This window comes from uncultured Polaribacter sp. (assembly GCF_947503875.1).
Classification (GTDB): Bacteria; Bacteroidota; Bacteroidia; order Flavobacteriales; family Flavobacteriaceae; genus Polaribacter.
This window is the reverse complement of sequence record NZ_CANNFH010000003.1, coordinates 173853-199060: the sequence shown is the minus strand read 5'-3', so window position 1 is coordinate 199060 and position 25208 is coordinate 173853. Positions and strand designations below refer to the sequence as shown.

General features: G+C 29.4%; 24 protein-coding genes. 14 read left to right on the top strand and 10 right to left on the bottom strand.

Features of this window, described 5'->3' with window-relative positions; genetic code table 11:
* Positions 1-23 precede the first annotated feature (23 nt).
* The 3 genes from Q0684_RS05910 to Q0684_RS05900 all read right to left on the bottom strand — a co-directional run bounded on the left by Q0684_RS05910 (position 24) and on the right by Q0684_RS05900 (position 3103).
* Positions 24-869: an ABC transporter permease subunit gene (locus Q0684_RS05910; protein ID WP_299013729.1), complete on the bottom strand. Its 846-nt coding sequence runs from the start codon at positions 867-869 to the stop codon at positions 24-26.
* Between the two features lie 55 nt (positions 870-924).
* A complete protein-coding gene (locus Q0684_RS05905) occupies positions 925-1824 on the bottom strand; it encodes an ATP-binding cassette domain-containing protein (RefSeq protein WP_299013728.1) in 900 nt (299 codons plus the stop codon).
* 775 nt (positions 1825-2599) lie between these two features.
* Positions 2600-3103 carry a hypothetical protein gene (locus Q0684_RS05900; protein WP_299013727.1) on the bottom strand — a complete coding sequence of 168 codons (504 nt, stop codon included), beginning with the start codon at positions 3101-3103 and terminating at the stop codon, positions 2600-2602.
* 70 nt (positions 3104-3173) lie between these two features.
* On the opposite strand from Q0684_RS05900, the gene Q0684_RS05895 reads away from it, so the two are divergent.
* The gene (locus Q0684_RS05895; RefSeq protein WP_299013726.1) at positions 3174-3596 is read left to right on the top strand and encodes a PaaI family thioesterase; all 423 of its coding nucleotides are present in this window, start codon (positions 3174-3176) and stop codon (positions 3594-3596) included.
* 8 nt (positions 3597-3604) lie between these two features.
* A complete protein-coding gene (locus Q0684_RS05890; protein ID WP_299013725.1) occupies positions 3605-4675 on the top strand; it encodes an isochorismate synthase in 1071 nt (356 codons plus the stop codon).
* 165 nt (positions 4676-4840) lie between these two features.
* Here the strand turns inward: Q0684_RS05890 and Q0684_RS05885 are convergent, their stop codons facing one another.
* Together Q0684_RS05885 and Q0684_RS05880 are read right to left on the bottom strand one after the other, a co-directional pair.
* The gene (locus Q0684_RS05885) at positions 4841-5230 is read right to left on the bottom strand and encodes a PUR family DNA/RNA-binding protein (protein ID WP_299013724.1); all 390 of its coding nucleotides are present in this window, start codon (positions 5228-5230) and stop codon (positions 4841-4843) included.
* Between the two features lie 72 nt (positions 5231-5302).
* The gene (locus Q0684_RS05880) at positions 5303-7057 is read right to left on the bottom strand and encodes an ABC transporter ATP-binding protein (protein ID WP_299013723.1); all 1755 of its coding nucleotides are present in this window, start codon (positions 7055-7057) and stop codon (positions 5303-5305) included.
* Positions 7058-7263: 206 nt separating this feature from the next.
* Between Q0684_RS05880 and nusB the strand changes: the two genes are divergently transcribed.
* The 9 genes from nusB to Q0684_RS05835 all read left to right on the top strand — a co-directional run bounded on the left by nusB (position 7264) and on the right by Q0684_RS05835 (position 14282).
* Positions 7264-8202: a transcription antitermination factor NusB gene (nusB, locus tag Q0684_RS05875; RefSeq protein WP_299013722.1), complete on the top strand. Its 939-nt coding sequence runs from the start codon at positions 7264-7266 to the stop codon at positions 8200-8202.
* Between the two features lie 53 nt (positions 8203-8255).
* The gene (locus Q0684_RS05870; protein WP_299013721.1) at positions 8256-8720 is read left to right on the top strand and encodes a DUF1573 domain-containing protein; all 465 of its coding nucleotides are present in this window, start codon (positions 8256-8258) and stop codon (positions 8718-8720) included.
* A gap of 5 nt (positions 8721-8725) precedes the next feature.
* Positions 8726-9043 carry a preprotein translocase subunit YajC gene (gene yajC, locus Q0684_RS05865; protein WP_299013720.1) on the top strand — a complete coding sequence of 106 codons (318 nt, stop codon included), beginning with the start codon at positions 8726-8728 and terminating at the stop codon, positions 9041-9043.
* A 102-nt stretch (positions 9044-9145) separates the two neighbouring features.
* Positions 9146-10084 (top strand): CdaR family protein, encoded by a 939-nt coding sequence (locus Q0684_RS05860; protein ID WP_299013719.1) that lies wholly within the window; start codon positions 9146-9148, stop codon positions 10082-10084.
* Complete coding sequence (gene coaE / locus Q0684_RS05855) at positions 10085-10675, top strand: dephospho-CoA kinase (protein WP_299013718.1); 591 nt, start codon at positions 10085-10087, stop codon at positions 10673-10675.
* 144 nt (positions 10676-10819) lie between these two features.
* Positions 10820-12355: a HAMP domain-containing sensor histidine kinase gene (locus tag Q0684_RS05850; RefSeq protein WP_299013717.1), complete on the top strand. Its 1536-nt coding sequence runs from the start codon at positions 10820-10822 to the stop codon at positions 12353-12355.
* Positions 12356-12366: 11 nt separating this feature from the next.
* A complete protein-coding gene (locus Q0684_RS05845) occupies positions 12367-13068 on the top strand; it encodes a response regulator transcription factor (protein ID WP_299013716.1) in 702 nt (233 codons plus the stop codon).
* Between the two features lie 95 nt (positions 13069-13163).
* Positions 13164-13781 (top strand): L-threonylcarbamoyladenylate synthase, encoded by a 618-nt coding sequence (locus tag Q0684_RS05840; RefSeq protein ID WP_299013715.1) that lies wholly within the window; start codon positions 13164-13166, stop codon positions 13779-13781.
* Between the two features lie 18 nt (positions 13782-13799).
* A complete protein-coding gene (locus Q0684_RS05835) occupies positions 13800-14282 on the top strand; it encodes an SRPBCC family protein (protein ID WP_299013714.1) in 483 nt (160 codons plus the stop codon).
* Here Q0684_RS05835 and Q0684_RS05830 read toward each other — a convergent pair.
* Positions 14279-15277: a glycosyltransferase family 2 protein gene (locus Q0684_RS05830; protein WP_299013713.1), complete on the bottom strand. Its 999-nt coding sequence runs from the start codon at positions 15275-15277 to the stop codon at positions 14279-14281. The genes Q0684_RS05835 and Q0684_RS05830 overlap by 4 nt on opposite strands.
* A 174-nt stretch (positions 15278-15451) precedes the next feature.
* The gene (gene fumC / locus Q0684_RS05825; RefSeq protein ID WP_299013712.1) at positions 15452-16852 is read right to left on the bottom strand and encodes a class II fumarate hydratase; all 1401 of its coding nucleotides are present in this window, start codon (positions 16850-16852) and stop codon (positions 15452-15454) included.
* 151 nt (positions 16853-17003) lie between these two features.
* Between fumC and Q0684_RS05820 the strand changes: the two genes are divergently transcribed.
* Positions 17004-17177 (top strand): hypothetical protein, encoded by a 174-nt coding sequence (locus Q0684_RS05820; protein WP_298764578.1) that lies wholly within the window; start codon positions 17004-17006, stop codon positions 17175-17177.
* A gap of 199 nt (positions 17178-17376) precedes the next feature.
* Here the strand turns inward: Q0684_RS05820 and Q0684_RS05815 are convergent, their stop codons facing one another.
* The 3 genes from Q0684_RS05815 to prfB form a co-directional block, all read right to left on the bottom strand.
* The gene (locus Q0684_RS05815) at positions 17377-19839 is read right to left on the bottom strand and encodes an outer membrane beta-barrel protein (protein ID WP_299013711.1); all 2463 of its coding nucleotides are present in this window, start codon (positions 19837-19839) and stop codon (positions 17377-17379) included.
* 99 nt (positions 19840-19938) lie between these two features.
* Complete coding sequence (arsC, locus tag Q0684_RS05810) at positions 19939-20280, bottom strand: arsenate reductase (glutaredoxin) (protein ID WP_299013710.1); 342 nt, start codon at positions 20278-20280, stop codon at positions 19939-19941.
* Between the two features lie 224 nt (positions 20281-20504).
* Positions 20505-21596, bottom strand: a complete 1092-nt coding sequence (gene prfB / locus Q0684_RS05805) for a peptide chain release factor 2 (RefSeq protein ID WP_299013709.1) — start codon at positions 21594-21596, stop codon at positions 20505-20507.
* 164 nt (positions 21597-21760) lie between these two features.
* Here prfB and Q0684_RS05800 point away from each other — a divergent pair, with 164 nt between their 5' ends.
* A complete protein-coding gene (locus Q0684_RS05800; RefSeq protein WP_299013708.1) occupies positions 21761-22762 on the top strand; it encodes a PDDEXK nuclease domain-containing protein in 1002 nt (333 codons plus the stop codon).
* Between the two features lie 23 nt (positions 22763-22785).
* Complete coding sequence (locus Q0684_RS05795) at positions 22786-25203, top strand: zinc-dependent metalloprotease (RefSeq protein ID WP_299013707.1); 2418 nt, start codon at positions 22786-22788, stop codon at positions 25201-25203.
* The last annotated feature ends 5 nt before the right edge of the window (positions 25204-25208 follow it).

The following is a 25208-nucleotide window of genomic DNA, read 5'->3' as shown; positions in this document are numbered from 1 at the left end:
ACGTCAAATATATTTAAAAAGTACTACAAATCGCGTTTTTTTAACAAGGTAAAAGATAGATACATAAATATAAAAGTCCAAATAGAAACTATTACTATCGTAGAAAACTCTACCGCATAATTTTTAGTAATCGTTTCTCCCATTTGGTTGGCAAACGTTTTTACTGCACCTAATTTAGAGCCAGGTTCTTTTATTAAGTTAGACATGGCTTCTAAAGGCAAAAATTGCATAATATTAGCTACAATTTCAGCGGTAGTTTCTTCACCTCTAAAATTCCAATACAAAAAGCCTCTAAAAATATTTTCGCCAATAAACCATACTAAAATTGCACCTACAGCAAATGCAGATTTTTTAATTAACATACCAAAGAAAAGACCCATGGAAAAAAAGCATACTAATTTTAAAAAGAATGCAAATAAATAGATTAAGTCTGATGTTATAATTGCTAATTCTGTATAATCTGAATATATAAAACCTAAAATTAAGGATACTATAAACACAAAAAGAGTAGAAATAGTAGCAAAAGAGAGTACAGTGTAAAATTTTGTAAGTATAAATTCTTTTTTGCTTAAACCGTCTATTAAGTTTTGTTTTAAGGTTTTATAACTGTATTCATTAGACATCATAGAAACAATAACTAACAATAAAAAAAACTTTAAAATTGAAGCTACATAAGTATTAAAATGCCAGATATATGGGAAATTAAAAATACCCATTTCAGCTAAATGAAATTTAATTGGACCAATATCAAACTTAATGGTAGCAATTAAAGCAATACAAGCTAATAGACCAAAATAGATAAAAGATAAAACTTTACTGGCTCTATTATATTTTAATTTGTAAAACTCTATAGTTAATAATCTTAACATGCTTTTTATTTTTTTGTTGATGAAATTTTCGTCTTATAAGAGACTTAGAAATATTTTAATTGTTACTCGTTAAGTTTAAAAATTGCTGTTCTAAACTTGGTTTACGCTTTACAAGATGACTTAAAACAATACCTTTCTCAAATAAGAGGGTATTTATTTCTGTAGCTGTTAAGTTAATGTTTAAAGTAGCAATAAATGTTTTATGTTCTTTGCTAACTTTAGCAATTGCTGGGTGGTTTTGTAATATCGCTATCAATTCGTCTTCTTTATGATCAACTTTTAGTTCAAAAAAACCTTTAGAGGCGGTCATTTCATCTACACGACCTGCATATAATTTTACACCGTTTCTTATAACAACTACATGAGAGCATACTTTTTCGACTTCATCTAATAAATGAGAAGCTAAAAGAATAGTAGTGCCTGTACTTGCAATTTTTTGTATAATTTGCCTAATTTCATGAATTCCTTGAGGGTCTAAACCATTTGTTGGTTCATCTAAAATTAAAATTTCAGGATCGTTTAATAGGGCAGAGGCAATAGCTAAGTGCTGTTTCATTCCTAAAGAAAAGGTTTGAAACTTGCTATTTCTTCTCTCATAAAGGTTTACAGTTTTTAACTTTTCGTCTATTTTTTCTTCGGATATTCCTTTAATTATGCAAATTAATTTTAGATTTTGAAAAGCAGTCATGTATGGGTAAAAGTTTGGCCGTTCAATAATTGCGCCTACTTTTTTTAAAGCATCATGGGTAGAAAGTTTACCATCGAACCAAGAAAAATCACCGGAAGTTTTATTAACAACATTTAAAATAATACCAAGCGTGGTAGATTTTCCACTTCCATTTGGACCAAGAATGCCGTAAACATTTCCTTTTACAATATCAAAAGAAAGATTATTTACGGCGTGTACTTTACCGTATTTTTTATCGAGGTTTTTAAGTGATAAAATTGTTTTCAAAGAAATTGTTTTATTTGATTATATATTTGAGACGACAAATTAAAGAATTTGTTACGGTATTGCTTTTTAAAATTATATAATTTTAAAAGTTATAGTTGGGTTTAACTTTGTACAGTAAAATAAACAATAATGGCTCAAACGTTCTCTTCATCAATCAAATTTCCAAAAATACTGTCTTTTATAGACGTAATTTTTACGCTTTACCTATTGAAAACTTTAATGTTACTGCTAATTTTAGCAAATTACCTTTTTTTGTTGCAGTTTGGAGTAATGCTATAGCAAACATTATTCTAGTATTTATTTACATGTTTTTCTTCTGATATTATAGAAATTTTCTTAGAAATTGTGCTTACAGATATTTTAAAAATCAAACTAAAAACTTTCTAAATAAACCAGTTTTGCATTATGTAGAAACTTTAGATTATCGTAGCATAAAATTTTTCGGTTCTACTCTGTTTCGATCAAAAAGACATTCGTTTTTCATTTCCACCTAATGGAAAAACTTCACCACAAATTTACTTTTTAAATATATTATGGTGCAAGGGGCAATTAGAGGAGAAAAAACTACTATAGAAGATTATAATGAAGTTTAACGGAAAGTTCTTTATCCAAATCAATAGCAGACCTTTTAACTCAACAAAAAAACAAAATTGCAACAGATTTATCAAGAATAAGAAAGTTAGAAGATATCAAAAAGATTGAGTTACAAAAAACGACAACTGTACAGTTGTCGTTTTTTTATGTTAATTTATTGTTGAATAGGTTTCTAATCACTTTAATATTCATTAAAATCAAAATCATCATCAAAATGCCCATATTCATCATCAATATCCCCATCATCTCCAAATAATTGTTCTGGATTTTCTGCAACAAATTCTTTGTCAGGTGCTTCTTCTGGTATTTCGCCAACAGTTAATATAATTGCTGGTAAATCTTCTTTTATTTCATTTGAGATTTCCACAACTTCTACATAGAAGGTCCACATTTTTAGAAAATCGTAAACGTAAATTAGCTTGCTGTTTTCTGCTGGTAAAGTATCTGTTAAGTTGCAGGTTTGCATAGAAAGTCCTTCACCTGCTTCTGCCATGTTAAAAAGAGGAATTTCCTCACCTTGTATCCATTCATCATCTGTTCTATAAAAAGAAGCCATTTCTTGACCAACAAAACCAAAAGATTTTGCAATGGTAAAATGAAGGTCTTCTAAATTAAAAGAATCTGATACTAAAATAGTTCTAATAACATCTGCTTTGGTATCTAAAATTATACGTATTTTGTACATAAAGGCTTTAACTTTTCTGCAACAAAAATACAATTTTTTATATGTATTTTTACCTTATAAATAATTAGATATGGACAAAATTGCTATTTTAAAAAAATTTAATGAGCACTCTAAAAATACGCTTATGGAAACACTTGATATAGAATATATTAATGTGGGTTCAGATTTTTTAACTGCAAAAATGCCAGTAAATTCAAAAGTGCATCAACCTTATGGGCAGTTGCATGGTGGTGCTACTGCAGCTTTAGCAGAAAGTGTAGGTAGTGCTGCTTCTAATTTTTTTATAGACAATAAAAACCAATTTATAAACGGTATACAGCTTTCTATTAATCATATTAAAAGCAAAAAAGAGGGGGTTGTATATGCTACTGCAAAAAATATTCATAAAGGTAAAACTACCCATTTATGGGAGGTAATTATAGTAGATGAAGATGAGCAATTGATTTCTGTTGCGAAAATGACCAATATTGTTTTAGACATTAGAAAAAAATAAGTTTTATATTGAATAGTTTACTTAAAAAAATAGCGCAACATTACCAAAATAGCCTTCCTTTTGTAGTCTACAGAAAGCCTAACAAAAAAGAGGTTTATGGTATTTTTATGCAAGATGATGTCTTAACATATACTGGTAATTTTAATGAAGAAGGTTTTGTTTTTGCACCTTTTAGCAGCAAACAAAAAGCAATATTGTTTCCTGTTGAAAATGCATTATGTATTTCTGAAGTTTTAAAACTAGAAAACGAAAAGGTTGCCAAAAAAACACATACATCTATAAACAACAATAAAGAAAAACATATAGCAATTGTTGAAAAAGCAATTGCTCAAATTAAAAATACGCCGCTACAAAAAGTAGTAATATCTAGAGAAGAAATTATTCAATTATCTCATTTTGATATTTTAGAAATTTATAAAAATTTATTGGTTTCTTACGCAAATGCTTTTGTGTATGTATGGTATCATCCTAAAATAGGATTATGGTTTGGTGCAACTCCAGAAACTTTATTATTTACTGAAGAAAATAGTTTTAAAACAATGTCTTTAGCAGGTACACAGGTATACAAACCTAATACAGCTGCTAATAAAACGGTGTGGAAATCTAAAGAACTAGAAGAGCAACAATTGGTTACAGATTTTATAGGTAGTCAATTAAAAGATATAGCAAAAAACTTAAGTATAGATAAAACAGAGACGGTTAGAGCAGGAGATTTGTTGCATTTAAAAACAAAAGTTACAGGTGTTTTAAATGAAAATGCAAACTTAGAAGTTTTAATAAGAGCTTTACACCCAACACCAGCAGTTTGTGGTCTACCAAGAGATTTGGCAAGAGATTTTATTGTAAATAATGAAAGTTACCAACGCACGTTTTATACTGGTTTTTTAGGGGAACTAAATTTAAAAAAGTCAGATAGTTTGGCTAAAAGTAGTCAGCTTTTTGTAAATTTAAGATGTATGCACGTACAAAATAAGCAAGCATTTTTATTTGTTGGTGGTGGCATTACAAAAGATAGTGTTGCTAAGAAAGAGTGGGAAGAGACAGTGTCTAAAGCTTTAACAATGAAACGAGTTTTGTAAGTTGTTCGTAAAAGTTGTTCTTAACAAATTATAATCCTTAGAAAATCTATTTTAAATAAAAAAAGCCATAAATGTTATATTTATGGCTTTTCTAGTAAAGTGTAAAATTGAATTTGAATTAAAATTATAGTATAACCTTTGGGTTACATAAATTGTATCTTGTGCTTAAATATCATCAAAAGAAACATCTGTAAAACTATCTGCAGATTTTGGAGCTTCACTAGTAGTTTTAGCATCTTCCGTAATTGGTTTTACTTCTTCTTTCTTAAAATCTTTTTGATGTCTTTCGCTAATTACTTCATCTCCTTTTTCAGTAATTATGTAATCTGTAGCTTTCTTAAGCATTTCATGAAAATCAGAAAAATCTTCTTTATATAAGTATATTTTATGCTTTTGATAGTGAAAAGTACCATCATCATGCGTAAATTTTTTACTTTCTGTAACTGTTAAATAGTAATCGTCTGCTTTTGTTGCTCTTACATCAAAAAAATAGGTTCTTCTACCAGCTCTTAATACCTGTGAAAAAATTTCTTCTTGTTCAACTCTCTCTGCCATGTTATTTATAAATAAAATTAAAAAAATTGTGTAACAAATCTAATAAAATAATTTACTTGGCAATGTTAAAGGTTAATTTTCTTTTTCTAAAAGCTGCTGATTGTATAAATCTTTATAATAGCCATTTTCTGTTACTAGCTGATTATGAGTGCCTTCCTGTGAGATTTTGCCGTTTTCTAAAACTATAATTTTATCTGCATTTTTTGCAGAAGAAACTCTGTGACTTATAATAAAAGTGGTTTTATTTTTAGAAACTTGCTTTAAATTGGCTAAAATTTGTTCTTCTGTTTCTGTATCAACAGCAGACAAACAGTCATCGAAAATTAAAATTTTAGGTTTTTTAATTATAGCTCTAGCAATAGAAACTCGCTGTTTTTGTCCTCCAGAAAGTGTTACACCACGTTCTCCCAAAATAGTATCATATCCTTTAGGGAAATCTATGATATTATCGTGTACAACAGCATCTTTAGCCGCTTTTATAATTTCTGCTTCTGTAGCGTCTTCTTTGCCAAATTTAATATTGTTGCTAATACTTTCTGAGAATAAAAAAGGATCTTGAGGTACAAAACCAATTTGGTTTCTAATGGCATCTAAATTCGCTTTCTCTATTGGCTCGTCATCTATATAAATAGTACCTTTTTGGGTGTCATATAAACGCGCAACTAATTCTATAATGGTAGACTTTCCAGAGCCAGTTTTGCCCAAAATAGCTATGGTTTCTCCGCTATTTGCCGTAAATGAAATGTTTTTTAAAGCGGTAATATTGGTATCATCATAAGTAAACGTTACATTTTTAAAGGTTACTTTACCTTTTAAAGTTATAGGTTTATTAGAGTTACTTGTTATTTCTGGCTTTTCATTTAAAAACTCGTTAATTCTTACTTGAGATGCTTCTGCTTGTTGTATCATAGAAGTTACCCAACCAATAACGGCAACTGGCCACGTTAAAATATTAACATACAGCATAAACTCTATAATGGTTCCAATTTGTATTTCATCATTTATATAGCGTTTGCCACCCACATAAATTACTATTAAATTACTAATACCAATTAAAAGAATCATTACAGGAAAGAACAACGCGTTAGCCTTATGTAAATTAATATTTTTCTCTTTGCTCAAGTTAGATATTTCATCAAAATCTTTGATTATTGATTTTTCAATTCCGTAAGATTTTACCACACTGATACCAGAGAAAAACTCCTGATTAAAAGTGGTTAATTTTGATAAATATTCTTGTACAATGCTACTTCTTTTATGAATTACTTTACTTAGTAGAAAAATAGAAAGCGATAAAACAGGAAAGGGTAAAAGCGTATACATTGTTAGTTTTACATCTATATTTATCATTTGTGTAAAACCAACTGCTATTAAAACCAGCATATTCATAGTGTACATTACTGCAGGGCCAACATACATTCTAACTTTAGATACATCTTCAGAAATTCTATTCATTAAATCTCCAGTTCTATTTTTTTTATAAAAATTAAGAGATAGTTGTTGGTATTGTTGATAGATTTCGTTTTTTAAATCAAATTCTATTAATCTAGAAGTAACAATAATGGTTTGGCGCATTAAAAAAGTGAAAAAACCAGCTAAAATTGCTACACCAATTATTAATAATACATTTATAAGTAACTCATGTTCTATAACTTTTAAATCGGTAATTTTTCCTTCTGTATAGTCTTCAACAACATTTAAAGAATCGCCAACAACTTGGGGCACCTTAAGTGCAAGTAGTTTAGATAAAATAGTAATTAAAAGCCCAATTAAAATGCGCCACTTGTACTTTATAAAATATTTGTTGATGTATTTTAGAGCTTTCAAAAAAAATTATTTTATAGGTATATTTTTAGAGTTGACGAAGATACATCATTAAAAACAAAAAGTTAGAATTGCAGTTTGTAGAAAGGTTAAAAAAATGAAAAAAAGAATTAAAAATACTATCTCTTTAGAAACAAATAAATAGTATTTTTGTGGCGAAAGTTTATAGTATTAAAAAAGCCAACTAAAAAAACAAAAGTTCTTTAAAAATGATTAATAGAAGACATATAAGAGTTAAAGTAATGCAGTCTATTTATGCCATGTCTCAATCGCATAATGATGATTTAATTAGAGAAGAAAAGTTTTTGAAGCATAGTATTTTAAAAATGTTAGATTTATATGTTTTAAATCTTTTATTATTGGTTGAAGTACAAAAGTTAGCAGCAAAAAAAATGGCGCTTTCTAAAAATAAAATTCTTGCCACAAAAGAAGATTTAGCTCCTAATACCAAGTTTGTTAATAACCGTGTAATTAACGCAATTGCAGAAAGTGTAAGTGTAGAAGGTTATGTAGAATTGAATAAATTAGATAATTGGCAAGAAAATGACGAGTATGTAAAAATTATTTTTGATGAATTGCAAAAGAGCGATTTGTATGCCAAATACTTATTGGCAAAAGAAGATAATTTTAAGAAAGACAAGAACTTTGTAATCGATTTTTTTAAGGAAATTATTGCACCAAATGAAAAGCTGGCAGACTATTATGAAGACACTTTAATTTCTTGGGTAGATGATATTCCTTTTGTAAATACCTGGATTACTAAATCTTTAAGTAAGTTTAAAGAAAACAAAATTTTTGTTGTTGGCGCTTTGTATAAAGATAAAGATGACGAAGATTTTGTATCTAATTTGTTTAGAAAAACAGTGTTAAAACAAGCAGAATACGAACAAGATATAGAAGACAAAACGCCAAATTGGGAAACAGATAGAATTGCAGATATTGACATGATTTTGATTAAAATGGCAATAACAGAATTTATTAATTTTCCATCTATACCTACAAGAGTTACTATAAATGAGTTTATAGAAATAGCTAAAGACTATTCTACAAAAAAGAGTAGTTACTTTATAAATGGTGTTTTAGATAAAATATCTAAAGAATTTATAGCCAATAAAAGAATTGTTAAAATAGGTAGAGGATTACTTTAAAATTCTTTTTAAATAAAAATATTTATTATTTTTACCACTAAAATATATTAAAAATGAGAAAAATTACAATAGCACTTGCTTTTTTAGTAGCAACAACGTTTATGGTTTCTTGTGGAGATACAGGAAATGCAGCAAAAAAAATTAACCAGACAAATTTAGAGTCTGCAAAGTCTAGAGATGCAGAAATTAAAAAAGGTGTGGCTTCTTTATCTGTAGAAAAAAGAGAATATGATTTTGGTACAGTTACAGAAGGAGAAATTGTTGAAACTACCTTTAAAATTACCAATTCTGGTAAAACAGATTTAGTAATTACAGATGCACAAGTTACTTGTGGTTGTACAGTGCCTGTTTGGCCAAAAGCACCAATTAAACCAGGAGAAACTAAAGACATAGAGGTAAAGTTTAATACCAATGGTAAAAGAAACAAACAACAAAAAAATATAACATTGGTTACAAACACACAATCTGGTAGAGAAATTTTAACTCTTAAAGGAATGGTAACTCCAAAAGCGAAATAATTTAGATGTTCTATACAATTTTTTTACAAGCAGATTCTAGTAGTTTAATGAGCATGTTGCCTTTTGCAGCTATGATTTTGGTTTTATACTTTTTTATGATAAGACCACAAATGACGCGTCAGAAAAAGGAAAAAGCTTTTCAGGCAGAAATTAAAACAGGTTCTAAAATAGTAACTTCTAGTGGTATACATGGTAAAATTACAGAAGTTAATACTACAGATAATACAATTACAATAGAAACAGGAGCAGGTAGAATTAAGTTTGAGCGTTCTGCAATTTCTATGGAGTTAAGTAAAAAGTATTTAGCACCTGCTAAAAAATAAATTAATAAGCTTACAATATTTAAGTGAGTAATATCTTTTTAGATGTTGCTCACTTTTTTGTTTAATCGCTTTTATGTAGATTGCATAGTAAATAAACTCAATTTGAAGCCTAAAAATAAAATATCAAAAACTTTTATTGGTTTTTTAATAACATCTGTTGTAATCTGGTTGTTAATTACATTATCTAAAGAATATGTGGTTAATGTAAACTTCCCTTTAAATTACCAAGGTATTTCTAATAATAAAGTACTGCAATCTCAAGCTAAAAATAATTTAGAATTAATAGTAAAAGCAAGTGGTTTTAAAATTTTAAAAACTAGAATTAATTCTAAAACCATAAATATAAATGCAGGTGCTGCCAATAAAAAAAACGGAACAACTCATTACATATTAACAAAAAACCAGCAAGGTAGTTTGCAAAAACAATTACCAACTGGTTTAGATTTAAAAGAAATAGTAAAAGACACTTTCTTTTTAGAATTAGGCAGTTTAGTAACTAAAAAAGTGCCAGTAAAACCAGATTTAAAGGTCAACTTTCATTTAGGTTATGATTTTGTAAAACCCATAACATTAGTACCAGATAGTATTTTAGTTTTTGGGCCAGAAAATTATATAAACTCTTTACAAACGGTTACTTTACAACCATTAAGTTTAGATGACGTTAAAAGTGATTTTGAAAACAAAGTATCCATTATTAAACCTAAAAACGTAACCAATTTAAAGTTTAGTAGCCAAACAGTTACTATTAAGGGTAAAGTAGAAAACTTTACAGAAGGTACGTTTGAGGTACCTTATAAAATTATAAATATTCCAGACGGAGTTTCTGTAAGTACATTAACTAAAAATTGTACAGTTTCTTTTATAATCAGCTTAAAAAACTTTAATAAAATAAATAAAAACTCATTTGAAATTGTTTGTGATTATGCTGTTGCAGAAAAAAACAATCTAAATTATCTTGTACCTAAGCTTTTAAATAAATCAGATTTAATAAAAAGTTACAAAATAGCGCCTAACAAAATAGATTTTTTAATAGAAAAATAGATGATAGTAGGTTTAACAGGTGGCATAGGAAGTGGCAAAACAACAGTAGCAAATTATTTTAGTAAATGTAATAATGTAGCCATATATATTGCAGACGCAGAAGCAAAAAAGTTAATGCATTCCTCTAAAATTATACAAACAAAAATAACAGCCCTTTTTGGCGATTTAGCATATAAAGATGGTATTTTAAATAGGCCTTATATTGGCAATATTGTTTTTAATGATAAAGAAAAATTAAAAGCTTTAAATGCTATTGTACATCCAGCAGTAAAAAAAGATTTTAAACAGTTTGTTTTAAAAAATAGTGATAAGGCATTTATAGTTTATGAAAGTGCTATTTTATTTGAAAGCAATTCTCAGCAAGATTTTGATTTTATAATAACCGTGCATGTAGATTTAAAAACACGAGTTGAACGTATAATAAAAAGAGATCACATTACAAAAGAACAAGTATTTGCTCGCATAAATAATCAATACAAAGAAGATAAAAAATTACTGCAATCTAATTACATTATTTACAATAATTTATTGGAAAAAACAGAATTTCAAGTAAATTATATCTGCAAAATTTTAACAGAAAAGTTACATTAAATTTTAATAATGTTAGCATTTTTGTTAAAAAACACTTAAAATTTTATTAAGTTTAATAATTTACTTAAAAAAACTCATTTTGAATTATTGAATGTATTAACTTTGATTATGCGCAAAAAAATGTTTATAATTATTGTTGTTCTAATGAGCATTTCCTTAATAGGAATTATTGCAGTACAGGTGTATTGGATCAATAATGCGTTAGAGAGTAAAAAAGAACAATTTAAAAATGATGTTCAAATATCTTTAGCAACAGCTTCTGAAAGAATAAATCAAAAAGAAAATGCTGTTTTTAGAACTAAGGTTAGAAAGTTTATCAATACAAAAGGTAATCCTGATAGCGCAGAGATTAAACAGTATTTAATACAGGAAATTGATACGGCAACACAGCAAAAATTTACTTATGGCTCTACTATTTTAGAAGAAAATTTTAATTTACCTACAGAAATGTTAGATAACGATTCTATTATTTTTAAGCGTTTTAGCGGTAAAAAAGATTATTTTAAAGCAAAAATAAGTTCAAGTATAGACGGTTTATTTTCTTCCTCAGATGAAACTAGGTATTCTTTTGAGCAAGATTTTTTAAATTTTGAAGAAATTCAAATTACAGAACTTTTTAAAGATTATAATAGCAAAAAGCCAATTCACCAAAGAATTAGTAATACAGAGCTAAATAATACAATTAAAGATGAATTAGCTAAAAGAAATATATTTTTAGATTTTAAATATGGTGTTTACACAAAAGAAGGTTTAGCGACAAAATTAAAATCTGGCTATTACACAATAAATACTAAAGATTATTATAAATATCCTTTATTTAATGAAGATTTACAAGGTGGTGTGGGTTATAATTTATACGTAACATTCCCCAATAAAAATGAGTTAATTTTATCAGGTATCTCTAGTATTCTATTACTTTCTTTATTTTTTATTTTTATAATTATTGTCGCTTTTTCTAGTTCTCTTTATCAGTTGATCAGACAGAAAAAAATATCTGAAATTAAAACAGATTTTATCAATAATATGACGCATGAGTTTAAAACGCCAATAGCAACTATTAATTTGGCAATAGATTCTATTAGAAATCCTAAAATTTTAGGAGATAGTGATAAGGTATTACGTTACATACAAATGATTAGAGATGAAAACAAGCGTATGCATTCTCAGGTAGAAAATGTGCTAAGAATTTCTAGATTAGAAAAAAATCAAATAGATTTAAGTAAGGAAACTATAGATTTACACGACATTATAGAAGATGCAATTTCTCACGTTAATTTATTAGTACAAAGTAGAGAAGGTAGTATTACTGTGCATTTTAAAGCGGTAGTTGCAGAATTGCCTGGAAACCAATTTCATTTAACCAATGTAATTGTAAACATGTTAGAAAACGCTATTAAGTATTCTAATAACGCACCTCAGATAGAAGTGTATACAGAAAGTACCAACAAGTTTTTTGTGTTTAAAATTAAAGACAATGGTATTGGAATGAGTAAAGCAGTACAAAAACAAGTATTTGATAAATTTTATAGAGAACAAAAAGGCAATATTCACGATGTAAAAGGCCATGGTTTAGGTTTGGCGTACGTAAAAGAAATTGTAGAAAAACATCACGGAACAGTATTTGTGGAAAGTGAGAAGGGTGAAGGAAGTATTTTCACAGTAAAATTACCAATAATTTAAATTAGATAACAATGGGAAGTAAAAAGATTTTATTAGTAGAAGACGATCCAAATTTTGGAACGGTCTTAAAAGATTATTTAGCGTTAAATGATTACAACGTAACACACGCAAAAGATGGTATAGAAGGCTTAATCATGTTTAAAAACAGCGATTATGATCTATGTATTTTAGATGTTATGATGCCAAGAAAAGATGGTTTTTCTTTAGCACAAGACATTAGAAGCACCAACAAAGAAATACCAATTATATTTTTAACAGCAAAAACATTAAAAGAGGATGTATTAAAAGGTTATGCTGTTGGTGCAGATGATTATTTAAACAAACCATTTGACTCTGAAGTACTTTTACACAAAATAAAAGCAATTCTTCAGAGAAAAGAAACAGATGTAACAGCAGAGTCTGAGCAGTTTGAGTTTCATATTGGAAACTTTTTCTTCAATTCTAAATTACGTCATTTATCTATTGGTGAAGATGGAGAACCAGCAAAATTATCGCCAAAAGAAAGCAAATTGCTACGTATGCTAGCCATACATAAAAACGATTTAATGCCAAGAGAATTGGCATTAACTAAAATTTGGAGAGATGACAACTACTTTACTTCTAGAAGTATGGATGTTTATATTGCCAAATTACGTAAGTATTTAAAGTTAGATGAAAACGTAGAGATTTTAAATATACATGGAGAAGGATTTAGATTAGTAGATAAAACTTAATTTAAATACACTTCCCTTTATAAAATACTCAGTTCGTTTTTTAGCGAACTGAGTTTTTTTATTTTTACTATCTTTAATTATATAAAATAAATGCTATGGCGCAATTTTTAAAAATATACAACGAAAATCCTAACCCTAAAGAAATTGAAAAGGCAGTTAAGATTTTAAAAGCAGGCGGTTTAGTAATTTATCCAACAGATACTGTTTATGGTTTAGGTTGTGATATTACCAAAACAAAAGCATTAGAAAAAATCGCAAAAATTAAGGGCGTAAAATTAGAAAAAGCAAACTTTTCTTTTATTTGTAACGATCTAAGTCATCTTTCTGAATATGTAAAACAAATAGATTCTAGCACGTTTAAAATTTTGAAAAGAGCATTGCCTGGCCCTTATACATTTATTTTGCCTGGCAGTAATAATCTGCCAAAAGTATTTAAAAAGAAAAAAACTGTTGGTATAAGAATACCAGACAATACCATTATAAGAACATTAGTAGCAGAATTGGGCAATCCAATTATTTCTACTTCTATAAGAGATGAAGATGATATTTTAGAATACACAACAGACCCAGAATTAATTTTTGAGAAATGGCAAAATAGAGTCGATTTAGTTATAGATGGTGGTTATGGAGATAATGAAGCATCTACAGTAATAGATTTAACAGAAGAACCAACCTTAGTAAGAGAAGGTAAAGGTAGTTTAGACATTTTGTAAAGCTTTAGTTTAGTTATTATGCCAACTATACATTTAACTACAGTTATAAATACGAATAATATTGAGCTTGTTTTTAACTTGATTAGAAGTATCGATTTGCATATAATATCTACAAAGAAATCAAACGAAAAGGCAATAGATGGTAAAACTAAGGGACTAATAGGCTTAAATGAAACGGTAACTTGGCAAGCAAAACACCTTGGAGTTACCCAAAAACTAACGTCTAAGGTTACAGATTATGTTTTTCCAACTTTTTTTGCTGATGAAATGGTAAAAGGTGCTTTTAAGAGTTTTAGACATGAACATTATCTAGAGCAAAAAGAAGGACAAGTAATTATAAAAGATGTTTTTAAATATAGTGCTCCTTTAGCATTTTTAGGAAAAGTGGCAGATTTTTTATTCTTGAAAAAATACATGACCAACTTTTTAAAAGACAGAAATGTTACTATAAAAGACTTTGCTGAAACTGAAAAATGGAAATTGATACTAAAAGAATACTAATTTAATTCCTCAAACTTTTTTCTATCCAAAACAAAATACTGCCAAACAATACTAGTATGTAAATTGTAATCTTGTTTTTTTTGAAGTTTTTTACGTTTGCTTAAAAATTTAAAAAAGTTTTTATAAAAACTGAAATGTGCTTTTAAAATGGCTAATGTGTGTATTGGTCTTAATTCTAGTAAAAATTTAATTCCAGCAATACCGTCTAAAATTAGTCTTGAAAAAATTACAAATAGAAACCATTTTTTAGGAACGTTTTTAACCACATTTAGTAAACTATTTCTAAAATTTAAATATGTTTTCTGTGGATTTTTTTCTTGTAAAGTTGCGCCTCCAACATGATAAACTAAAGATGAACCTACACATTTAACTTTATAACCTATATTTTGAACACGCCAACACAAATCAATTTCTTCTTGATGCGCAAAATAATCTTCATCTAAACCATTTACTTGATGGTATATTTTAGAACGAATAAACAAACAAGCACCAGATGCCCAAAAAATTTCTTTGGTATCATTAAATTGTTGCTTGTCTTTTTCTAGGTGATTAAAAACACGTCCTCTACAATAAGGATATCCAAATAAATCTATAAAACCGCCTGCAGCACCTGCATATTCAAAATTACTTTTGCTTTTATAATCTAATATTTTAGGCTGAATAATACCTGTGTTTTCTTCGTTTTTAAACGTTTTTAAAATAGGAGGTAACCAGTTTTCTGTAACGGCTACATCAGAATTTAAAAGACAATAAATATCTGCATCAATAGCTTGTAGAGCATCATTATAACCTTTTGCGTAGCCACCATTACTTTTATTTTTTATAATTTCTACAGTTGGGTAGTTTTCTAAAATGTATGGTATAGATTTATCTGTAGATGCGTTATCTGCAACATAAACTGTAGCTAAACCTTTACTAAAGTTAACTACAGATGGTAAAAACTGTTCCAACAGTTTTTCTCCATTCCAATTTAATATGACTATTGCTGTTTTCAAGATTGCGAAAGTACATTTTAAAAACTAGTTAACGTTTACTATTTTACAAATTAGCGTTAATCTATTGTGAAAAAAGACCATCTAAAAGGTAGCGTGCATCCAAAATTATTAGTTTTAAATACTGCATCATTTTTTTAGATGGTCTTTTGTAAGATCTAGTAAGTTAAAAGGAAATTATTTTAAACTTCCCGTCATTTCTTCTGGTTTTACCCAAGCATCATATTCATCTTCTGTAACATAACCCAAACGTACAGCCTCAGTTTTTAAGGTTGTTCCGTTTGCGTGGGCTGTGTTTGCAATTTCTGCAGCTTTATAATAACCAATTCTGGTGTTTAAAGCGGTTACAAGCATTAAAGAATTGTTTACCAATTCTGTAATTCTACTGTGATTTGGTTCTATACCAGATGCACAATGCTCGTCAAAAGACTTACAAGCATCACCAATTAATTGTGCAGATTGTAAAACATTTGCAGCCATCATTGGTTTAAAAACATTCAATTCATAATGCCCTTGCGTACCACCAACAGTTACAGCAACATCATTTCCCATAACTTGTGCACAAACCATAGTTATTGCTTCTGCTTGCGTTGGATTTACTTTACCTGGCATTATTGAAGATCCTGGTTCATTTGCAGGAATTATAATTTCTCCAATTCCAGAACGTGGGCCAGAAGCCATTAAACGAATGTCGTTTGCAATTTTATTTAAAGAAACTGCAATTTGCTTTAAAGCACCATGTGTTTCTACTAAAGCATCATGTGCTGCTAAGGCTTCAAATTTGTTTTCTGCAGTTACAAAAGGCAATCCTGTAAATTCTGCAATATATTTTGCCACTAAAACATCATAACCTTTTGGTGTATTTAAACCTGTACCAACTGCTGTACCACCTAAAGCCAATTGAGATAAATGTGCTAATGTATTTTTTAAAGCTTTTAAGCCAAAATTTAATTGTGCTACATAACCAGAAAATTCTTGTCCTAAGGTTAGGGGAGTGGCATCCATTAAATGGGTTCTACCAATTTTAACCACGTCTGCAAATGCTTCTGATTTGGCTTGTAGTGTGTCTCTTAATTGTGTAATACCTGGAATGGTTGTTTCTACTATTTTTTTGTAAGCAGCAATATGCATTCCTGTAGGAAAAGTGTCGTTAGATGATTGTGATTTGTTTACATCATCATTAGGTTGTATGGTTTTGTCTCCTTCGCCAATAACCTTGCCTGCAATTTCGTGCGCTCTGTTTGCAATAACTTCATTTACATTCATGTTAGATTGCGTACCAGAACCTGTTTGCCAAATTACTAATGGAAATTGATTGTTGTGTTGGCCTGCCAAAATTTCATCGCAAACTTGTGCAATTAAATCTCTTTTTTCTGTGGCTAAAACACCCAATTCTGCATTGGTAAATGCTGCTGCTTTTTTAAGATAAGCAAAACCATAAACAATTTCTAATGGCATAGAGCCAGAAGTACCTATTTTAAAATTATTTCTAGAGCGTTCTGTTTGTGCACCCCAATATTTATCTGAAGGAACTTCTACGTTTCCCATTGTATCTTTTTCGATTCTAAACTTTGTCATGTATGTAAAATTTTAGTAGAACAAATTTACAAAAAGCAACTTATATTTTATGAACAATAGCTTTAAAATACTGTGGAAAAAAATGTTTTTTTAAGTTGATTTTATAAAAATATGTATTATTTTTGTGAGGTAATTATTCAAATAAAAACAAATGTTAGATTTTTCTCAATTTTCAGGTTTAATTTTATTCATGTTTATTTTTACAGCTGGTTTTTGGTTGTTGATATTCTTATTAACTTTTGTAGTGCCTTATTGGATTGGTGGTACAATTTGGGAAAACTTTATTTTAAAGAAAGAAGCTAGAGAAGCTGCTGAAGGTAAGTAGTATTTCTTAGAAATATTTATAATAAAAACTCATAATGCGAATAGCATTATGAGTTTTTTTATGGGTTTGAGAGCGCGCGTTAGGGGTTGCGGTTGTAATCCTTTTTGCTGGTTCCTGAATTTAATTCAGGATAAAGCAAAAAGATTGCAACGTAAAGCCCGTTAAAACCTGCCTACCGCAGGCAGGCGCCCAAAAAATATTATCCTTCAAAATCGTCTCCACCACCATTATCTCTATTTCCTCTGCTTGGTTTTTTCTTTTGATTGAAACGATATACAAAGCTTACTCTAAATTGTGGCTCTCTCCATTGAAACTCTGCAAGTTGATTTAAAACGCCAGGAATATTAGTTAATCGTCTACTTATTCTACTGTTAAAAACATCGCTAAAATTTAAACTTAACGTTGCTTTTTCATTAAAGAAATCTCTACTTGCTGCAAGGTTTAGGCTAAAAATACCTTCTCTGGTAGATTGGGCGTTTTCTGATGGCCCAAAATAATTGGTGTTAATTTGTACATCTGTTTTGCCTGGCAATGTAATTTTTTGATTTAAACGTATAAAATAAGAGGTGTTTACAAAATCGAAATTGGTGATTTCATTAGTTATTGGGTTTGTGTAATCTCCTGCGCTTGTAACGTTAAACAGATTAAAATCACTATTGATATTCCATATTTTAAAAGGTTTGTAATTTAAGGTAAACTCTAAACCAACTCTCTCTTCTGTAGATAAATTTATAGGAAATCTTCTTATAACTGGGTCTCCATTGTCTGTAATTTCGCCTGTATCTTCTTGTATTCTTTCCCAATTGTCTTCGCTTCTGTTGTAGTAAATAGAGCTGCTTAAGGTAAATTTACTCCATCTTTTAAGGTAACCTAAATCTATTGCATCTGTAATTACGGGGTTTAAATCTACATTACCTGTGTAAATATTAGATTCACTAGATCTACTAGGAAAAGGGTTTAAACTTCTGCCTCTTGGCCTTCTAATTCTTCTATTATAGCCTAAAGTTATGTTTTCTCCATCTTTAATTTCGTAGCCTAAATTTACGGTAGGAAAAAGGTTGCCATAATTTTGATTATCTGTTGTTGTTGCAGTTTGTTGTATAATTTCTACAGCTGTATATTCATAACGCAAGCCTGCTAATAAAGAAAAAGCATTAAATTTTTGGCCATATTGAAAGTATGCAGCATTTACGAACTCCTCATAATTAAAAGCATTGTTTAAGCCAGCATCTGGCACTAAAGGTCCGTTTGGAAAATCTAGTCTTTCTGCTAAAAAAAAGCTATTAAAAATATCTCTGTAATTACCTCTGTAACCTATTTCATACTGCACATTTTCTCCCACAGGAAGCACATAATCTATTTGTAGTAATGCTCTGTTTTCATTTTGATCTTCTAAAACTTGTTCTAAATCGTTTAATACGTTTGCTTGGGTGTCTATTTCTGTTATACCGTTGTTAATTTCTTCTACCTCTGTAGAGTATTGTAAGTTTACGGTTAGTTTTTTACCAGTGTCGTTAAAATTATTTACATAATCTAAAGTATATTGAATTCTAGCTTCGTCTTCTCCTTCGTTTTCTCTTCTAAAAGTAGCTTCGTTTAGATTTCCATTACTATCAAAACGATCTATTGTGTTTGAGTTTACATCATCATCATTACCACCATTATAAACAATGTTACCAATAATACTTGAGTTTTCTGTAAGGTAATATTCTGCTCCAAAACTGGTAAAAATAGACCTTCCTAAACGATCGAATCTTCTACGCTCTATTACTTTCGCGTTTTGTGCAGAGGCAGAAAAGAAGTCTGAATCTGTACTTGCATTTCCAGGAGTTTCATTATATCTGAAACCAGTATTTGTAAATAAATTCCATTTTTTTGTGCGCCAATTGGCGTTAAAAGCGGTTCCTAAACGTTCTGGTATTCCTAAGTCTAATTGTAAAGAACCATTAAAACCTGTTAGTTTATTTTTTCTTAAAATGATGTTTAAAATACCAGCAGTTCCTTCAGCATCATATCTAGAAGAAGGAGAGGTAATTACTTCTACCTTTTCTATGGCTTCTGCAGGAATTTGTCTTAATGCCTCTGCACCATTTAAACCCACTAGAGCACTTGGTCTGCCGTCTATTAAAATGGTTACGTTTTCGTTACCACGCAAACTTACAGCGCCTTCTACATCTACTTGTACAGAAGGTACATTGCCTAAAACATCACTTGCATTACCACCTCTTATAGATAAATCTTTACCGATGTTGAAAATCTTTTTATCTAAACGAATATCTACAGTAGTTTTTTCTGCAATAAGCACAATTTCATCTAAACTACTAGTGTCTTCTGATAACTTAATAGTGCCCAAATTTTTATTTGTTGATAAGGTTTGTGCAGGAAATTTTACCGGTTTAAAAGAAATAAACTCGATACTGATTTGATAGTTTGCTTTTGGAGTATCTATACTAAATTTACCATTTATGTCTGTAATTCCGCCAGAAACTACATTTGTTTTGGTGTTTTTTAAAATAACGGTAGCATACTCTAAAGGTTGATTTGTTTTGGCATCAACAACAGAACCTGTAAGCTTTATGTTATTTTTTGAAGATGGTTTTTGAGCGAATAAATGGTTAATGGAAAGAACTAGTATTAAAATCGATAGTGCTTTTTTTGTCAAAACTTATTTTTTTAGTTTGTATAGTTTAAACAACAAAGTTCTATTTAAGTTTAGTGTAAAGGGGTTAAAAAAAAGTTAAACAAAGAAGTGTTTTCTAATTTAGATTATTTCTAGAATAGATTCAGAAGGTCTGCCAATTCTAGCTTTATTGCCATTTATTACAATAGGTCTTTCTATTAATTTTGGATTTTTTAACATTGCTTTAATTATTTCTGAATCTGTTAACACTTTGCCCTTGTAATCTTCTTTCCAGATTTTTTCTGTCTTTCTAACCAGTTGCATAGGAGAGATGCCTAACATTGTTATAACTGTTGTAAGTTCTTTCTCTGTAGGTATATTTTCTAAATATTTAATAATTTCAAATTCTTTACCTGATTCTTCTAAAATAGCCAATCCTTCTCTAGATTTTCGGCAACGTGGATTATGGTATATTTTTATCATTTTTTTGTTTTTTAAAGTTGAAAAGTTGAAAAGTTGAAAAGTTGAAAAGTTGAAAAGTTGAAAAGTTTTTAAAGTATCAAAGTTGTAAAGTTGTAAAGTTGTAAAGTGGAAAAGTTGTAATGTGAATATTGTTTATAAGTTAATTTGTTTAAGGGTTTAAAAGAGGTTAATTTTTACAAATTTTTAGCCAAAAACCATCAACCAACAACCAACAACCAAAAGCCCTATCCCTTTTGTCCGTTTAACATTAAGTAGGATTTTAAGAAGGCATTAATATTACCATCCATAACTGCATCTACATTTCCTGTTTCGTGCGCAGTTCTTACGTCCTTTACCAATTTATAAGGATGCATTACATAATTTCTAATTTGACTTCCCCATTCGTTTTTCATTTTATTGGCTTCAATATTATCTCTTGCAGCCTGCTGTTTTTGCAATTCAATTTCATACAATTGAGATTTTAGCATTTGCATTGCAGTAGCTCTATTATCGTGTTGAGAACGCGAGTTTGAACAAGAAATTTGAATTCCAGACGGTTTGTGCGTTAATTGTACTTTAGTTTCTACTTTATTTACATTTTGCCCTCCAGCACCACTAGAACGTGCTGTAGTAATTTCTATATCCGCAGGATTAATATCAATTTCTATAGAATCATCTGCAACAGGATATACATATACAGAAGCAAAACTTGTATGGCGTTTGGCATTTGAATCAAAAGGAGAAATACGTACCAATCTATGCACACCGTTTTCGCCTTTGAGCCAACCAAATGCATAATCTCCAGAAACTTCAAAAGTTACCGTTTTTATGCCAGCAGCATCTCCTGCTTGATAATTTAATGTTTTTTGTTTAAAGCCTTGTTTTTCAGACCACATGGAGTACATTCTAAATAACATTTCTGCCCAATCGCAACTTTCTGTACCACCTGCACCTGCAGTAATTTGCACGGTTGCAGAGAGTGCATCGCCATCTTCAGAAAGCATGTTTTTAAACTCAATATCTTCTAAAAAAGTACTTAAAATTTCAAATTGATTTATAATTTCTTCTTCTTCAACCTCACCTTCTTTGTAAAATTCATACAAAACGTTTACATCTTCATTTAAAGAAATGGATTTGTTGTAATCTTCTACCCATTTTTTTTTGATACGTAACTCTTTCATTACCAATTCTGCCGCTTTTGGATTGTTCCAAAAATCTGGATTTGCCGTTTTTTCTTCCTCGTTGGCAATTTCTATCAGTTTTTTATCGATTTCTAAATAATCTTTTAGCTTATCAATTCTAACTTCAATATTTTTTAATTGGTCTTGTGTAATCATAGTTAAAACAAAAATAAATTAAATTTTAGGATGTAGACTGTTTTTAAGAAAACAATTATTGGGTTAAATCATAGACTTCAATTTCTATTTATTATTTTTATCGAATTAAAGCTCAAACAATAAAGTTAAATTCTAATTTTTGTAATTTCTTAAACCTTAATTAAATGTCAAAAGATGTAAATACAATTTTGTTTAGCCAACTTTCTGAAATAATTATAACAGGTAAGCAACATATTACTTCTAATATTAATAGTGTATTAACATTAACTTATTGGCAAATTGGTGCAAAAATAAATGAGCATATTTTAAATAATAAAAGAGCTGATTATGGAGAAAAGGTTGTTGTTAATATTTCTAAGCAATTAGAAAAAAAGTTTGGTAGAAGTTTTACAGTGCGTAACGTTAGAAGGATGTTGCAATTTGCGGAACAGTTTAATGATTTAGAGATTGTGACACCATTGGTAACACAATTGAGTTGGACACATTTTTTACAGTTATTACCTTTAAAATCAATGGAAGCAAAACTGTTTTATGCTCGAAAATCTATTGAAGAAAAATGGAGTAAACGTGTTTTAATTAGTCAAATTGAACGCAAAGCATTCGAAAGAAATGAAATAGCAAGTTTACAAACAATTAAGGAGTTAGAAGGCTTGCAAAACACATTTAAAGATCCTTATTTTTTAGGTTTTCTTGGTTTAAAAGACGGTTATTTAGAAAACGATTTAGAAACGGCGATAATTAAAGAAATAGAAAATTTTATTTTAGAGTTAGGTGTTGGTTTTTCTTTTATTGAAAGGCAAAAAAGAATAATTTTAGATAGCAAAGACTTTTATTTAGATTTATTATTCTTCCACAGAAAATTAAAACGTTTAGTTGCTATAGAACTTAAAATAGGAGAGTTTAAACCCGCTCACAAAGGGCAAATGGAACTCTATTTAAAGTGGTTAAATAAAAATGAAAAACAAGAAGGAGAAAATACTCCTATTGGTTTAATACTTTGTGCAGGCAAAAGTAATGAGCAGATAGAACTTTTAGAGATGCATAAAGACGGAATTATGGTTGCAGAATATTGGACAGATTTACCTCCCAAAAAAGAATTAGAACAGAAGTTACAAACTTTAGTTTTAGAGGCAAAAGCAAGAATTGCACAACAAAAAAGACTATAAACAAATAAAAAATAAATTTTATCATGAAAAAACAAGTATTTATTCTTCTTTTCGTTTCGTTATATTTTCAAGGGTTTTCTCAGTTTTTTACTGAAAACTCAACAAAAAAAATACAGAAAGGTATTACAAAATATCAAGGTTATTTCACTTTTTATTATGATGAAAATGAAGATAAAATTTATTTAGAAATAGACAAACTAAATACTGATTTTTTATATGTAAACGCATTGTCTGAAGGAATTGGTTCTAATGATATTGGTATAGATAGAGGGCAATTAGGTGGTGGAGTAGTAGTGCATTTTAAAAAGGCAGGGAATAAAATTTTGTTGGTGCAACCCAATTTAAAATATAGGGCAATTACCAATAATATTGAAGAAAAAAAATCTGTAAAAGAAGCGTTTGCAAAATCTGTATTGCATGGTTTTACCATTAAAGAGACTAAAAATAACACCTATTTAGTAGATGCTTCTTCGTTTTTTATGAGAGATGCACATGGAGTTGCAAATACGTTGGCTAGAAATAATCAGGGGAATTATAGTTTAGATAAAAGCAGAAGTGCTTTTAATTTAGAGCGAACCAAAGCATTTCCTAAAAATGTTGAGTTTGATGTTTTACTTACTTTTAAAGGAAAACCTAAAGGTTACAATATAAGAAGTGTAACGCCAGATGCAACAGCAGTTTCTGTAAATCAGCACCATAGTTTTGTAGAATTACCAGATAACAATTACAAACCTAGAAGTTTTGATACACGTTCTGGAGGTTATGCCATGTCTTATTTAGATTATGCAACACCTGTAAACGAATCTATTACCAAACGTTTTATTTATAGACATCGTTTGGAAAAGAAAAATCCAAATGCTAAAATTTCAGAAGCCAAAGAACCTATTATTTATTATTTGGATAGAGGAACTCCAGAACCTGTGCGTTCTGCTTTGTTAGATGGTGGTCGTTGGTGGAATCAGGCTTTTGAGGCTGCTGGCTATAAAGATGCTTTTCAATTTAAAATGTTACCAGAAAACGCAGATCCTTTAGATGTGCGTTATAATGTGGTACAATGGGTGCATAGATCTACCAGAGGTTGGAGCTATGGAGCAAGTATTTCTGACCCAAGAACCGGAGAAATTATTAAAGGTCATGTAAGTTTGGGAAGTTTAAGGATTCGTCAAGATTTTTTAATTGCACAAGCTTTACAAGCGCCTTATGCCAATAATAATGCAAATGACGATTTTGCTTTACAAATGGCTTTGGCAAGAATTAGACAATTGTCTGCTCACGAAATTGGGCATACTTTAGGTTTTGCTCATAATTTTGCTGCAAGTACCAATAATAGAAGTTCTGTTATGGATTATCCACATCCAAAATTTTCTTTAAAAGAAGATGGTAGTATCAATTTTTCTGATGCTTACGATACCAAAATAGGTGCTTGGGATAAAGTAACAGTTGCTTATTTTTATCAAGATTTTCCTGAAGGTAAAAATGAAGCAGAAGAATTGAATCTTATTTTAGAAAGTGCTACAAAAAAAGGTTTAAAATATTTGTCAGATCAAGATGCAAGATCTCAAGGAAGTGCAAGTTCTGCAGCACATTTGTGGGATAATGGAGGTAATATACATGATGAATTATACAATATTTTAAAAATTAGAAAAAAGGCAATTGCTAATTTTTCTGCGGATAATATTAAAACAAAACAACCCTATTCTGTTTTAGAAGATGTTTTTGTGCCACTTTATTTTTTCCATAGATACCAAACAGAAGCAACTACAAAATTAATTGGTGGATTAGAGTACAGTTATGCTGTAAAAGGAGACAACCAAACCATAGTAAAAAGAGTGTCTGGCACTACAGAACGCATTGCCTTGCAAGCAGTTTTACAAACCTTAAATGTTAATGAAGTTGCTATTCCAGAAGAAAAGTTAGCCTTATTTCCGCCAAGGGCGATGGGTTTTGGAAGAACAAGAGAATCTTTTAAAAGTAAGTTAGGCGTAGCTTTTGATGCTTTTAGTGCTGTTGAAACGGCCGCTGAAATGAGTTTAAACTTATTGCTAAATCCACAAAGAATGTCGCGTTTAATTGCACATAAAAGTTTAAGTGAAAGTCAATTAGGTTTAGAGGAGTTAATTGATGAGTTGACAAATAAAACCATTAAAAAGACGCATAAAAATAAGTATTATCAAGAATTGCAAAATGTAATAAATACTAAGGTTTTGGAACAATTATTTTATTTGGGAGCTAACAAAAGCCAATACCAACAAGTAAATGCTATTGTTTTGTATAAGCTGAATGACATCAAAGAAATTCTTGAGAATAAAAAAAGTAATGGAGTTCAAATAATATATAATAAAGCAATGGTTAACATGATTGAAGTTTATTTGAAAAATCCAAATTCACATAAAAAAACATTAGCACCACAAATTCCAGATGGTTCTCCAATTGGTAATTAATAATA

Coding starts and splice junctions, on each gene's coding strand:
- arsC (WP_299013710.1), bottom strand. CDS start 20,280: ATGATAAAAATATACCATAATCCACGTTGCCGAAAATCTAGAGAAGGA.
- Q0684_RS05900 (WP_299013727.1), bottom strand. CDS start 3,103: ATGTACAAAATACGTATAATTTTAGATACCAAAGCAGATGTTATTAGA.
- yajC (WP_299013720.1), top strand. CDS start 8,726: ATGTTCTATACAATTTTTTTACAAGCAGATTCTAGTAGTTTAATGAGC.
- Q0684_RS05895 (WP_299013726.1), top strand. CDS start 3,174: ATGGACAAAATTGCTATTTTAAAAAAATTTAATGAGCACTCTAAAAAT.
- Q0684_RS05835 (WP_299013714.1), top strand. CDS start 13,800: ATGCCAACTATACATTTAACTACAGTTATAAATACGAATAATATTGAG.
- nusB (WP_299013722.1), top strand. CDS start 7,264: ATGATTAATAGAAGACATATAAGAGTTAAAGTAATGCAGTCTATTTAT.
- Q0684_RS05870 (WP_299013721.1), top strand. CDS start 8,256: ATGAGAAAAATTACAATAGCACTTGCTTTTTTAGTAGCAACAACGTTT.
- Q0684_RS05910 (WP_299013729.1), bottom strand. CDS start 869: ATGTTAAGATTATTAACTATAGAGTTTTACAAATTAAAATATAATAGA.
- Q0684_RS05850 (WP_299013717.1), top strand. CDS start 10,820: ATGAGCATTTCCTTAATAGGAATTATTGCAGTACAGGTGTATTGGATC.
- Q0684_RS05885 (WP_299013724.1), bottom strand. CDS start 5,230: ATGGCAGAGAGAGTTGAACAAGAAGAAATTTTTTCACAGGTATTAAGA.
- Q0684_RS05795 (WP_299013707.1), top strand. CDS start 22,786: ATGAAAAAACAAGTATTTATTCTTCTTTTCGTTTCGTTATATTTTCAA.
- prfB (WP_299013709.1), bottom strand. CDS start 21,596: ATGATTACACAAGACCAATTAAAAAATATTGAAGTTAGAATTGATAAG.
- Q0684_RS05840 (WP_299013715.1), top strand. CDS start 13,164: ATGGCGCAATTTTTAAAAATATACAACGAAAATCCTAACCCTAAAGAA.
- Q0684_RS05845 (WP_299013716.1), top strand. CDS start 12,367: ATGGGAAGTAAAAAGATTTTATTAGTAGAAGACGATCCAAATTTTGGA.
- fumC (WP_299013712.1), bottom strand. CDS start 16,852: ATGACAAAGTTTAGAATCGAAAAAGATACAATGGGAAACGTAGAAGTT.
- coaE (WP_299013718.1), top strand. CDS start 10,085: ATGATAGTAGGTTTAACAGGTGGCATAGGAAGTGGCAAAACAACAGTA.
- Q0684_RS05800 (WP_299013708.1), top strand. CDS start 21,761: ATGTCAAAAGATGTAAATACAATTTTGTTTAGCCAACTTTCTGAAATA.
- Q0684_RS05820 (WP_298764578.1), top strand. CDS start 17,004: ATGTTAGATTTTTCTCAATTTTCAGGTTTAATTTTATTCATGTTTATT.